We start from the raw sequence: 12,671 nt of genomic DNA, 5'->3' as shown, positions 1-12,671 counted from the left end.
GATTATACTAAATCTGAATACTTTATAGGTTTATCTGATTCTATATCATTAGCAGCAACCCGGCCAATTACAAAATTTATAAACTCAGGAGCGATGTCATTTCCAGGTCTCTTAAAATCAATATCCTCTGCATTTATTATTTCACCTTTCTTAATTGAACGCGTAGAAGTTATACTTCGTCTGAAAGAACTTTTTCTTTCCTGGTCTTCTACACAAGAAATCCGAAAATCACCTAAAGCGGTGTTAACTCTTTGAGTTTCACTAACAATCAACGCCATTTCATCTTTTGTGGCTGAAACTTTATGATCCCACCCGAACATATTTTTATCCAGAGTAAAATGTTTTTCAATTACACACACACCTAATGCTGCTGAGGCTATTGGAATGGAAGTTCCCAATGTATGATCAGAGAATCCGATTGGATATTTGGGATATGTATTTTGCAGTGTTATAATATTTCTCAAATTAACCTGTTCATCTTTGGGAGGATAAATTGACACACAATGCAGGATTATTATATTAGTATTTCCTGTGTTTTCAATTGTTCTTATAGCCTTATCGATTTCATATAATTCACTTAACCCCGTCGAGAGTATCATTGGCCTATTTTTCTTTGCTAAATATTCTAAAAAAGGATAGTTATTCAAGTCCATTGATGCAACCTTAATGAAAGGGCTGTTTAGTTTATCAACGAGAAAATCTGCTTCCTTTTTAGAAAACGGAGTTGATGTACAATCTATACCCACCTGATCTGCAAATGCTTTCATTTCCAATAATTCCTCTTCACTGATAGAAAATTCTTCAACTATTTGTTCAAGTGTATAGTCAGTCCTGTTTCTGTAATCATCTGCAACAAAATAATTCTCTTCATATGTTTTTTTAGAAAAAATAGTGTCTTTAGACCAGCTTTGAAATTTAACACAATCTGCGCCTGCTTCTTTTGCCTGAATAATTAATTTTCTTGCCAGTTCCATATCACCATTATGATTAGAGCCAAGCTCTGCAATGATATAAGGTTTGCAATAATTATAAACGTCTTTTACAGGTGTTAGTTTTATTTTATTCATTGTAGCTTTTTTTTAAGTATGTAGTTTCTTCCCACCAGAAGAAATTAATGGATTTTTGATTTAAGTAGTTAATTGATTGAGTTATATCTTTTTCGTTATTTAAAATTTTAGTTATTGTGTTAATTTCTTCGACAGAATCTGCATCTGTATAATACATTAGTTTATAATGATCGTATTTAACTTGAAAAATTCGCCTCAACTTTTCATGTGTCAAAGTTTGATAGCCGGCAATATTGGAATGATGTTGCCGATAAAAAATGATTGACTCTTTACTAAATTTGATCCTATCAGATAAAGTAAGTATATCTTTAAAAAAATACCAATCGGGTGCTAGTGGCTCTGGATAGTTAGATTTAAGCCGTTCGATTAATCTGAAATGAATGCTGGTATTTCCAAACCCAAGAATATTTTTGTTTTTAAGAAATGTTACATCCAAAATCTCTTTATTCATTAATCTCTCATTCCATATCGGCATATCAGAATCTGCTTTATGGTATTCAGAAAAAGGAATTAAATCAGAAACGACAACTTCAAAATCTTTGTTATTTCTTGACACTATTTCAATATAATTCTTTGCCACTAAGTCATCTGAATCTAGAAAAACAATCGTTTGATACTTATTCTTCGTTTTTACTAGATGTTGTAGTCCTTTTATTCGATTTTCAAGCATCCCACCTGAATACTCATAATGAATAATCTTGAATCTATGTAACGTTTTATTCTCAATATCTTTTAAAATTTCAGATCTTACGTTATCCACAACTAGAAAAAGATCAAAATTCGAATATGTTTGACAATCTAAAGAATGTAAAAACTCTGTATAAAATTTTACAGCCCCCTGATGAAGTACTGAAAAAACGCAGACCTCACTAGCCATTCTGCTTCTTTTTTGCTGGATTTCCATAATAGACTCCTGGTGCATTAATATTACTTATAACAACTGCCCCTGCACCTATTATAACCTCGTCACATATACTAATATTATTCGCAATCACAGATCCGCTACCTATAAAACAATGATCCCCAATGCTGACATTACCATTAACAATTGCACCTGTGGAAATATGAGTATGAGATCCTATGGTAGTATCATGTTCAATTAAGCTAGTGTTATTTATGATGCAGTTATTCCCTATCCGGACATTAGCATTAATTACAACACGATGAAAAATCATAGTTCCTCTACCAATAGTTGCATTTTGTGAAACATAAGCATCAGGAGAAATGATTATAGGAAGCATAGCTCCCAGTTCTAACAATTGATTGAAAATTTTAACCCGAGTTGAAGATGACAATATCTGACCTATCGCTATTACGAAGGAATATTGATTATGAATTAATTCTTCAAAAATTGTATCATCACCTATTACTTTAATCCCATTAAACGTTTCAGATTTTTTTAAATTTACAGAAACAACTCCATGAATATTCCATTCCTTTAACTGTTGGAGAATATCAATTACTGAAGATGCATGACCTCCAGAACCAATAACGACTATTTCTTTCTTTTGTTTATAGTCTAACACTACTTGGAATATTAACTAATCTTGCGTGTATTTTTCGCGCATTCACTAACTCGTCATTACTTTGATCAGGATACATAGGTAAAGTATTTAAAAGATCCCACCCTGGTCGAGTCATAACTCCATTAGAATTTGAGTACTCCAAAAACTCCTGTTGAGAATTATGGTCTTCAAATAAAATTGCATTGAGCCAGTAATTAGACTTTGAATTTTGATTCTCTTTTAGAAATCTGACGTTATCGACAGATGTAAAGAAATCCGCATATTTGTTTGCCGTTTCGCGTTTGTTAGTTATAAAATTATCTAACTGTTCTAATTGAGCACATGCCAATGCAGCATTAATGTTAGGAAGTCTGTAATTATATCCAATCTGGTCATGCTTAAACTCCCACTTATGGGGCAATTTTGCTTGTGTTGTCAAATGCTTTGCTAATTTACCTAATCTTTCATCATTGGTAACAATAATACCACCACCTCCACAGGTAATTGTCTTATTCCCATTAAAACTATAAGTACCTAATAATCCGAATGTGCCTGTCTGTTGACCCTTGTATGTTGATCCTAAGGATTCCGCAGCATCTTCAACTACTTTGATATGGAATTCTTGACAAATTGAAACTATTTTATCAATTTCAACAGGCATCCCAAATGTATGCATTGGCACACACACAGAAATACGTCTGTTACTTTCCTTATGATAGCATTGCTGATTACTTATATAAGTATGGTCATTTAAAAAAATCTTCAATGCTTCATAACTTAATCCCAAAGTATTTTCATCAATATCAATGAAGTAAGGATGGGCTTTTAGATAACTAATCGCATTACAGGTCGCAATAAATGAAAAGGGTTGAGTAATCACCATATCTCCTTGCTCTACCCCAGACAGCAATAATGACATATGCAATGCGGAAGTTCCATTAGTCGTCGCTATAGCAAATTTCGCACCGGTATAATTGCGGATCATTTCTTCAAATTGATCAACATACTTTCCAACCGATGATACAAAAGTGGAGTTTATTGCATCTAACACATATTCTCTTTCTTTTCCTATAAACAATGGCTCATGCAATGATATATGTTCTTTCCCAGGAAAAAGATATTGAATGAAATCGACAATTTTTTTATTCGTACTAAGCGACATGTCTAAATATTGTAGATGTTGGTTTTATAGTATCCGATATTGTTGGCATCTTTAAACCATTCAATTGTAGTTTCAAGTCCTTTCGCTAGCGTAAACACTGGTTTCCAATTAGTATGGTTCATGATTTTATCATTTGAACCAAATAGCCTGAATACTTCAGATTTTTCTGGCCTCATCCTTTGACCATCATTAATGATAACAGCCTTAGGATTAATTTGTCTAACCAATTCTGTCGCCAATTCGCCGATAGAAATCTCTGATTGAGTGGCGATATTGCATTCGTGACCTATTAATGTATCGCATTTTGCAATTTCAACAAATCCTTTTACAGTGTCTTTCACAAACAGAAGATCTCTGGTCGGAGTTAAATCTCCCAATGCTATTTCGCTTTTTCCTGCAAGTAATTGAGTTATAATAGTAGGGATCACCGCCCTTGCTGATTGTCTTGGCCCGTATGTATTGAATGGTCTAACAATGGTTATAGGTGTTCCAAAACTTCTGTAAAATGAATCGGCGATTGCATCTGCTCCTATTTTAGATGCAGAATAAGGAGACTGAGGTTGTTTGGCATGCAATTCATCAATTGGCACATACTGTGCTGTACCATAAACTTCGGAAGTAGATGTTACTAATATCCTCTCAAGTTTTAAATCCTTAGCAGCCTGAATAACGTTTAAGGTGCCCTTTACATTAGTATCAATATATGAATCTGGTGAGTGATAGCTAAAAGGAATTGCAATCAATGCAGCTAAATGAAATACTACATCACAATCATGCATGGCTTGTCGAACTCCATTGGGATCTCGAATATCACCTGCAAAAATTTCGATTTCATCTAATAAATGTTTGGGGAATCGATCTAACCAACCCCAACTATTAAAAGAATTATAAACAACAAATGCTTTTACTTTAGCACCTTCTTCAATTAGTTCTTCGACCAGATGACTTCCTATAAAACCATCTGCTCCAGTGATTAAAACTTTTTTATTTTTAATTTCCATATAAACAATTATAACCTTGCATCGACTATTGAACGAGGCAAGAATGCTTTTGTATCAAAAATTACAGTACTGTTTTGTTCTCCTAATGCAGCATAATCATATTTCAGAAACTCATCGTGTGACACTGCGAGTATTATTGCATTATAAGTTTTATTATTAATGGAATCAACTAAATCAATGCTATACTCTTCCTTTACTTCGTGCTTGTCCGCATGAGGGTCATAAACTTCTACATCGATATCGAATTGTTTTAATTCAGTATAAATATCAATTACTTTCGAATTACGGATATCCGGACAATTTTCCTTAAATGTAATACCAAGTATTAAAGCCTTAGATTTTTTTATTAGTATGCCTTTTTGAATCATTAATTTCACCACTTTGTTGGCTACGAACATCCCCATATTATCATTAACTCTACGACCAGACAAAATCACTTGTGGATGATATCCTAAGCTTTCTGCTTTATGTGCTAAATAGTAAGGATCAACACCAATACAATGCCCCCCAACCAATCCGGGTTTATATTTTAAAAAATTCCATTTAGTACCCGCTGCTTCTATAACATCGTTAGTATCAATTCCTATTCGTTCAAAGATTAATGCGAGTTCATTCACAAAAGAAATATTTAAATCTCTTTGAGCATTTTCAATTGCTTTTGAAGCTTCTGCAACTTTAAGGCTACTGGCTTTAAATGTGCCCGCCTCAATAATACTTTTATAAAGTTGATCAACAGTTTCTGCTGTATCAGGTGTAGAACCAGAAGTTACCTTTTTTATCTTGGTAAGCGTATTTATTTTGTCACCTGGATTAATCCTTTCCGGAGAATAGCCACAAAAGAAATCTTTATTATAGACTAACCCGGATACTCTTTCTAAAACCGGCACGCAATCTTCTTCAGTACATCCAGGGTAAACTGTTGATTCGTATATCACAATATCACCTCGCTTAATCACTTGTCCGATCATTTCACTTGCCTTCAATAATGGCTTGAGATCAGGCTTTTTATAATGATCAATAGGCGTTGGAACTGTGATGATGAATACATTACAACTTTTAATGTCTTCTGTATTATAAGAAAATGATAATCCAATTCCTAATGCATCAGATTTTAATTGCACAACATCACTCATTCTTTTCAAATCAGCCTCCCTCGTCCTATCTTCTCCTTTAGATAATTCATTAACACGGTCTTTGTTTATATCAAATCCTACAACTGAATACTTAGAAGCGAATTCAATGGCAAGAGGAAGACCTACGTAACCGAGTCCTATAATTGCGATTTTTTTATCCATACTACTTATTTAAATTGATAAGTCCTTGTATTTACCCGATTCTTTCAATTTATTTCTATTCATCCATTCTTTGACGTATAAAAATAAAAAAGCGATAAATACAATTGTAAATCCAGCCAATAAGGAAAATTTTATTTTTCCGATTTTCTTAATTGGCAGGGGTAAAACAGGTGAATCAATAACTTGAATTAGAGGAGTTTCTTTTCGTAAAGCAACTCTCGCCAATTCGAGATTAGCAACCAATTGGGTTAGTATTGCGGTATTAGCCTGAATATCTACCTGACGTTGAGTACCAGAAACCCTTGGAAAAGAGATTGCCTGATTCAAATTAAATGTTTCTTCATTAATACGAGCTATCCCGGCAATAGCATTATTTAATTGTCGACGTACACTATCAGTTTGATGTTCCAAAATTTCAACATTAATTCTGGCCTTCTTACTCTTAGTTATAATATAAAAATTTGAAACTTCCTGTGCAAGACTTTCCACAAACATTTTTGCAAATGGCTCACTCTCTGAAGAAAAAACGATTGATATTATGCTTATCTTTTTATCTACTTGCGAAATATTGAATTTTTTATCGTCTCCAGTAATCTGATCAACTAAACTTCCTATAGCCTTATTTTGATTACGTGAAAATAATTCTCGTTTTATTTGTAATGGGAATATTGCGCGAGACATACCTGTATCAATCTTTTCCCATTTTTTTCTTAATTCGAAATTAGCAATATAATATTCTGCCAGGGAAATTCTTGGGTCTACAAGGTATGCAGGTGCTAATAATGCATTTTCAATAATTCTTCTACTTTTCATTAATTCAATAAGATTAGAGCCGGAAAATGCGCCCCCAGCACCGCCCCCCACATCAATACCAAAAGCACTAGCTAACCCCATTGCACTTGACAAACCACCTCCGGATTTTTCTTCTTCAAGTGCAAAAGTGAGTTTGGCAGTGTATGTTGGTTTTTGAAAAGAAGCATATGAAAATGCGGCGATTGCTCCAATCAAGAAAATCGTTGCAAAAAATATGATTTTTTTTCGAGCGAAATCTATCATTGATTTCACCATTCCGATCACATCTTGTAATGTTATGTCATTTGAAGGATTAATTTCAGTCATTGCTTATGATCAATTATTATTTTACAGCCTTAGTATTGCAATTACTACACCAGCTAAACTTGCCAATGCACTTGAAATACCAATGATTTCACCAGTGGTCATGCCTCTTCTTTCAGGTCTTTTAGGAACTATAATTTCGCTACCGGGTTGTATCTTAGGGTAGGATTTGAAAAATAAAAATCTTTTTGTTGTAGCTGCTTTACCATTTGCGTAAACTACATAAGAATTTTTAACCCAAGAATCACCGCTGTATCCACCAGCACTACTAATGTAATCCTTGAATTTATTTTTTTCATTATAAGGCACTTGCGTTTCCAACAATACGGCCCCACTAACTTTGACCTGTCCATCAAACTTTGGTATCACCAATTCATCATAAATACGTAAGACAAGATCTTCAATAGATCCAGGATTATTCATAATGGAAGGTAGATCAAGCGGAACTCTCACAAATTCCTTTTTACTACTTTCATCAAGATCGCGTAAAGTAGCTGTATCTTTATTACTAATATTTTTTTGTATTTCTTTAGTAGCTTCTTTCTTCCTCTTTTCTTCTTCTGTCAAATAACGTTTAATATAAGCTCCCGCCGGAAAGGCATCAGGCGTGTATCCTCCTGATCGCTTTAAAAGATCGCTAACTTTTTCACTTCTATTACTCAAAGCATAGGGTCCTGGATATTGTACCTGGCCAGATATCAAGACTGTTTCAGGTAATGTATATCCTGCTTTTCTGCGAACAGTAATAACATCATAAGGCATTATTCCAACTGATGCAGCTCCAATACTTAAATCTCCGTCAATTTCTGTATTTATAATAGAACTGGCGCGATTATCAGTTGGTGCAATGCTATCTCTTTTGATCAATCTTGCAATTTCAATACTCTTATAAGCAGCATCAGTAAAGCCTCCTGCTTGCAAAATGATATCACGTAAAGTAAGATTGTCCACAAAATCATATTCTCCTGGCATTCTTACCTCACCTTGAATAGTCACTTTGAAAGAATCACGAAGATCCAATACAGAACTTATCAAAATCTCATCTTCACGTTTTAGCAGTAAATTATGTGCTGCATCACCAGACAAAGCTTTACGAACATCGAATGACAATATGGATCTTTTTAAATCATCTTGTAAACGCAGAATTTGGGCCCTTCCGGTATAAGCATCTTCTTTCAAACCATCTGCTTTACGAATGAGCTCCCCTACCGTTAATCCATTCGTCAATTCATACACATCAGGCCTGAACACCGCCCCGTTTATTTTTACTCTGTTTTGAAAACGATTCAGAATTTTAGATACAACAAATATATCGCCAGATTCAGGCTGATATTTTTGATATTCCGCTGCCGGTATATCTTTTACTTTTCTTTCACGATCACTATTTTGAAAGGCTTTCACAATAGCTGTATAAGCTGTATCTGTAAATCCTGAGGCAAATTCTAATACATCCTGAAAGCTTTCTCCAGACAATACTTCAAAAATACCAGGTCTCTTAACTTGGCCTTGAATTTCTACTCGCTTTTTGTACGCAGGTATTCGAATTACATCATTATCCTTTAACCCAATATTATCAGACTGATCCCCTTTTAATAACATTCGATAAAGATCAACTTTTTGGATAGGTTTATTATTCCGGACCAATTCAATCTCCCTGAAACTACCAAATTCTGTTGGGCCACCAGCTAGGTAAAGTGCATTAAAAATTGTTGACAAAGAAGAAACAGTTAAATTTCCAGGCCTGTTTGCTCCAATCACTGTTACTTTTATGCTTCTGATTTTGTTGAGGGTAACAGATAATTTAGAACCTCCATTTTTTAAATATGGGTATACACTATTTCCCATAACTGTTTTTAATTTCTGTGTAGCAGCTTCGATGGTTAACCCTGCTACACGTATTTGTCCAACATTAGGCACATTGATATTTCCTTCGTCAGACACCAATAACTCACCGGTATATTCCTGAACACCATACAGCGTCACCAACAATTCATCATCAGGTCCTAATACATAATTCAAAGGAGTGGCTAGTTTTAGATTCGGTTCAAAACTGGGGGAAACAGAAGTATATAACTCCGAGCCAAAGATCAAGGGGTTGATCAATGGTTGTGGTTTTTTCTTATCAAATTGCTCAACGGCTAATGAATCCGAACTATTGTTTTGCTTTTCAATGGTCTTAGCAGCACTCTTGGGGTCTGATTTTAAAGCACCTGTAACCTTTTGACCTTTAGTATCTGCATTCAACCTTGCTTTCAATTTAGTAAATTCAGTTGCACTCATGCCTTTGGCCATTGCCATTTGTTCTACCTGCTCAATGGTTAGCTTGGATTCATTTAATTGAGCCTTGAGTTTAGCAATATCTGCATCAGACAACTGATCAACTCTAATGGTACTCAGGTCTTTACCTTTCAAAATATCCTGTGCTTGAAGTGCTGTGGTACTCAAAAAGAACAAGACAACAATAGTAAATCTTAATAAGAAATGCATTTTCATAAACCTAGAATAAGGGTTCAAAACATGGCTTCGCCCACCTCAGTCACATAATGGTGATCCCATGTAGGTAAAAAAGGGGATTTCGGTACATTTTCCGAAGAAAAATGTCCAAAACAAACGATTAAAAAATCAATGCAATGTTAAGAAAATCAAAGCATAATAAACCACTGAACCACTAAAATTGGGGGGATAAATTGCGGCTCAGGTGTGCAAATATAGGGGATGGGGAGGTTAAAAAATTTTCTTGTTGGTTTTTGAGTTGGCGTCAGGTACTGGGTTTTGTATTTACCTGTAACCCAGTACCTAGCACCTAGTACCTTCTCTCACTACCAGGCTCGCTTTACCGATAGCTCATTATATACTCTGCGAATACCTTCCTCGAGAGGGATGGAGGATTGCCAGCCGAGGGCTTTTAGCCTGAATATATCCATGAGTTTGCGGGGAGTACCGTCGGGTTTGGTGGCGTCGAAATGGATGGTGCCTTTAAACCCAACGATAGCACCGATCATTTTAGCCAGATCGGCAATGGAAATATCTGATCCTACACCCACATTCCACATGGCCAATTCATTGGCAGGTATATCAGCTACCGAAAGATGTTGCATGAGAAAAAAACAGGCAGCTGCCATATCATCTACATGTAAAAATTCACGAAGCGGTGTTCCACTGCCCCAGACGATAACAGACTCATCACCATTTTCCACCGCTGTCATAAATTTCCGGAGTAAGGCCGGTAACACGTGCGATTTCTCCAGATCATAATTATCATTGGGGCCATACAAATTGGTAGGCATGGCAGAAATAAAATTACATCCGTACTGCCGCCGGTAGGCATCACAGAGCTCAATTCCGGCAATTTTAGCTATTGCATAGGGCTGATTGGTAGGCTCCAGATAACCCGACAACAAATATTCTTCTTTCAAGGGTTGGGGTGCCAGCTTAGGATAAATACAGGAAGATCCCAGAAAGAGCAGCTTTTCGACTCCAGATTCATAAGCCGCATGAATTACATTCGCTTCAATCATGAGGTTTTCATATACAAAGTCTGCTCTATAAAAATTATTAGCCTGTATCCCTCCTACTTTAGCAGCTGCCAGAAATACATACTCAGGCTTTTCAGCAGCAAAAAAAGCATTCACATCCCTCTGGTTCCGTAAATCCAGTTCCTGAGACCCCCTCAACACAAGATTATGATACCCCTCCGACTCAAGCTTCCGCACAATCGCACTACCCGCCATTCCTCTGTGTCCGGCTACATATATTTTTGAATCCTTTTTCATTTTAGAACTGCTTTTTGGATACTGGTGTTGGGTTTAAAGGTGCAAATATCGTATTTGCCGGCTATTAACTTAACACCTGCTAAAACCTAGCACCAAGTAACCAGTACCCCAGTTCACAGGTAAAATGAAAAAATTGTGGGAAATACCTTATAGAGATCTGTTAACCTTATGATAGATTGCAAACAAATGCGTGATTTTAAGAACTTTGAAGTATGAAAGCGTTCTGAGGTATTGCCAAAAATATTAATGAATAACGGAACAATTTCCTGCCAGAGGAAAATTCACTTTGGCTGTACAAATGAGTAAATCTGCAGTATCCATCCCTTCCAATATAGCTTAAGAATGCGGAATAAGAACCACTGCAGACTTTAAACAATTCATCAATATTGCTATCAGCTCATCGTTCGAATTATAAACCCAAATTGAAATTGCATTCCTCAGCTACTATCTCAACAATTCGAAGTACCAGGAAATTACGAATGAGATCAATATCCTTCTAGAATGATTGTCAGCTTTGAACATGGCCTGGGGTTTGGATACTAGGTACTGAAATATGTAAGTGCCAGGCATGTTACTTGCATAGCGATACATCCTACAAAAACCTAGCAACCTACTCAAATTCGTTGCGGACGTCGAAGCCGTTCTCCTTCAAGAACTGTTGCCTTTTGAAAAGCTGGAGATCACTGACAACCATTTCTTTTACCATGTCTGCCAGTGAGTATTTGGGTGTCCAGCCGAGTTTTTCTTTGGCTTTGGTGGCATCGCCAATAAGAAGGTCTACTTCCGAGGGGCGATAATATTGTGGATCAACCTTTACAACTGTTTTGCCCTTGGCTATTGACCATTGACTATCAGCCGAAACCACAACACCTACTTCATTTTCAGCTGATCCTTCAAAACAGAGCTCCACCCCAACCTCAGCAAATGCCATACGGATAAAATCACGAATACGGGTGGTGATGCCAGTGGCAATCACAAAATCTTCAGGTGAATCCTGTTGCAGCATGAGCCACATGGCTTCTACATAGTCTTTGGCATGACCCCAATCTCGTTGGGCATCAAGGTTGCCGATGTATAGGCAGTCTTGCAGACCCAATGCTATTTTGGCTACGGCACGGGTAATTTTACGGGTAACAAAGGTTTCGCCGCGGGTAGGAGATTCGTGGTTGAACAAAATACCATTGCAGGCATACATATTATAGGCTTCCCGATAATTTACTGTAATCCAATAACCATAAAGTTTAGCAACGCCATAAGGTGAGCGGGGATAAAAAGGGGTGTTTTCTTTCTGGGGCACTTCCTGCACCAGGCCATAGAGTTCTGAGGTAGAAGCCTGATATATTTTAGTTTTGTTAGTAAGTCCCAGTAACCTCACAGCTTCCAGTATTCGAAGGGTACCCAAACCATCCACATTACCCGTGTATTCCGGTGTTTCAAAACTCACTTTTACATGACTCATGGCACCCAGATTATAAATTTCATCGGGTTGTACTTCCTGAATAATCCTAATCAGGTTAGACGCATCCGACAAATCACCATAATGCAAAACCAGATGACGATTTGGGATATGTGGATCCTCATAAATATGATCGATTCGTTGGGTATTGAATAGAGAACTACGACGTTTGATTCCATGCACCTCATAGCCTTTTTTCAATAACAATTCTGCCAGATAAGCACCGTCTTGTCCTGTAACTCCTGTAATAAGGGCTTTTTTCATTATAACTGATAATTATTGCAAAGTAAAAGGTA

General features: G+C 36.2%; 11 protein-coding genes. 1 reads left to right on the top strand and 10 read right to left on the bottom strand.

The window, feature by feature from the left end; genetic code table 11:
* Positions 1-2: 2 nt before the first annotated feature.
* From BC659_RS10870 to BC659_RS10830, 9 genes are all read right to left on the bottom strand, one after another.
* Positions 3-1,067, bottom strand: coding sequence for an N-acetylneuraminate synthase family protein (locus tag BC659_RS10870; RefSeq protein ID WP_211340765.1), 1,065 nt, complete (start codon positions 1,065-1,067; stop codon positions 3-5).
* Positions 1,060-1,971, bottom strand: coding sequence for a glycosyltransferase (locus BC659_RS10865; RefSeq protein WP_162847411.1), 912 nt, complete (start codon positions 1,969-1,971; stop codon positions 1,060-1,062). Before BC659_RS10865 ends, BC659_RS10870 begins: the two co-directional genes overlap by 8 nt.
* Entirely contained in the window at positions 1,937-2,593 is a 657-nt protein-coding gene (locus BC659_RS10860; protein WP_162847410.1) for an acetyltransferase, read from the bottom strand. Before BC659_RS10860 ends, BC659_RS10865 begins: the two co-directional genes overlap by 35 nt.
* Positions 2,580-3,734 (bottom strand): LegC family aminotransferase, encoded by a 1,155-nt coding sequence (locus BC659_RS10855; protein ID WP_133474777.1) that lies wholly within the window; start codon positions 3,732-3,734, stop codon positions 2,580-2,582. Before BC659_RS10855 ends, BC659_RS10860 begins: the two co-directional genes overlap by 14 nt.
* A gap of 2 nt (positions 3,735-3,736) precedes the next feature.
* Positions 3,737-4,735: an NAD-dependent 4,6-dehydratase LegB gene (locus tag BC659_RS10850; RefSeq protein ID WP_133474776.1), complete on the bottom strand. Its 999-nt coding sequence runs from the start codon at positions 4,733-4,735 to the stop codon at positions 3,737-3,739.
* An 8-nt stretch (positions 4,736-4,743) separates the two neighbouring features.
* Positions 4,744-6,030 carry a nucleotide sugar dehydrogenase gene (locus BC659_RS10845; protein ID WP_281277247.1) on the bottom strand — a complete coding sequence of 429 codons (1,287 nt, stop codon included), beginning with the start codon at positions 6,028-6,030 and terminating at the stop codon, positions 4,744-4,746.
* A 9-nt stretch (positions 6,031-6,039) separates the two neighbouring features.
* A complete protein-coding gene (locus BC659_RS10840) occupies positions 6,040-7,149 on the bottom strand; it encodes a lipopolysaccharide biosynthesis protein (protein WP_133474774.1) in 1,110 nt (369 codons plus the stop codon).
* A 21-nt stretch (positions 7,150-7,170) separates the two neighbouring features.
* Complete coding sequence (locus BC659_RS10835) at positions 7,171-9,639, bottom strand: SLBB domain-containing protein (RefSeq protein ID WP_133474773.1); 2,469 nt, start codon at positions 9,637-9,639, stop codon at positions 7,171-7,173.
* A gap of 326 nt (positions 9,640-9,965) precedes the next feature.
* Complete coding sequence (locus tag BC659_RS10830) at positions 9,966-10,919, bottom strand: GDP-L-fucose synthase family protein (protein WP_133474772.1); 954 nt, start codon at positions 10,917-10,919, stop codon at positions 9,966-9,968.
* 250 nt (positions 10,920-11,169) lie between these two features.
* Here BC659_RS10830 and BC659_RS17145 point away from each other — a divergent pair, with 250 nt between their 5' ends.
* On the top strand, positions 11,170-11,259 hold the full coding sequence (locus tag BC659_RS17145; RefSeq protein WP_133475137.1) for a four helix bundle protein: 90 nt from the start codon (positions 11,170-11,172) through the stop codon (positions 11,257-11,259).
* A 270-nt stretch (positions 11,260-11,529) separates the two neighbouring features.
* Here the strand turns inward: BC659_RS17145 and gmd are convergent, their stop codons facing one another.
* The gene (gene gmd, locus BC659_RS10820; RefSeq protein WP_133474771.1) at positions 11,530-12,639 is read right to left on the bottom strand and encodes a GDP-mannose 4,6-dehydratase; all 1,110 of its coding nucleotides are present in this window, start codon (positions 12,637-12,639) and stop codon (positions 11,530-11,532) included.
* Between the last annotated feature and the right edge of the window lie 32 nt (positions 12,640-12,671).

It is taken from the genome of Sediminibacterium goheungense (genome assembly GCF_004361915.1).
In the GTDB taxonomy this organism is placed as follows: Bacteria; Bacteroidota; Bacteroidia; order Chitinophagales; family Chitinophagaceae; genus Sediminibacterium; species Sediminibacterium goheungense.
Note: the sequence above shows the minus strand (reverse complement) of the source record. Positions and strands in the feature narration are given on the sequence as shown.

Excerpts from the sequence above, each read along its gene's own strand:
- BC659_RS10870 (WP_211340765.1), bottom strand. The coding sequence starts at position 1,067 with ATGAATAAAATAAAACTAACACCTGTAAAAGACGTTTATAATTATTGC.
- BC659_RS10865 (WP_162847411.1), bottom strand. The coding sequence starts at position 1,971 with ATGGAAATCCAGCAAAAAAGAAGCAGAATGGCTAGTGAGGTCTGCGTT.
- BC659_RS10855 (WP_133474777.1), bottom strand. The coding sequence starts at position 3,734 with ATGTCGCTTAGTACGAATAAAAAAATTGTCGATTTCATTCAATATCTT.
- BC659_RS10850 (WP_133474776.1), bottom strand. The coding sequence starts at position 4,735 with ATGGAAATTAAAAATAAAAAAGTTTTAATCACTGGAGCAGATGGTTTT.
- BC659_RS10845 (WP_281277247.1), bottom strand. The coding sequence starts at position 6,030 with ATGGATAAAAAAATCGCAATTATAGGACTCGGTTACGTAGGTCTTCCT.
- BC659_RS10840 (WP_133474774.1), bottom strand. The coding sequence starts at position 7,149 with ATGACTGAAATTAATCCTTCAAATGACATAACATTACAAGATGTGATC.
- BC659_RS10835 (WP_133474773.1), bottom strand. The coding sequence starts at position 9,639 with ATGAAAATGCATTTCTTATTAAGATTTACTATTGTTGTCTTGTTCTTT.
- BC659_RS10830 (WP_133474772.1), bottom strand. The coding sequence starts at position 10,919 with ATGAAAAAGGATTCAAAAATATATGTAGCCGGACACAGAGGAATGGCG.
- gmd (WP_133474771.1), bottom strand. The coding sequence starts at position 12,639 with ATGAAAAAAGCCCTTATTACAGGAGTTACAGGACAAGACGGTGCTTAT.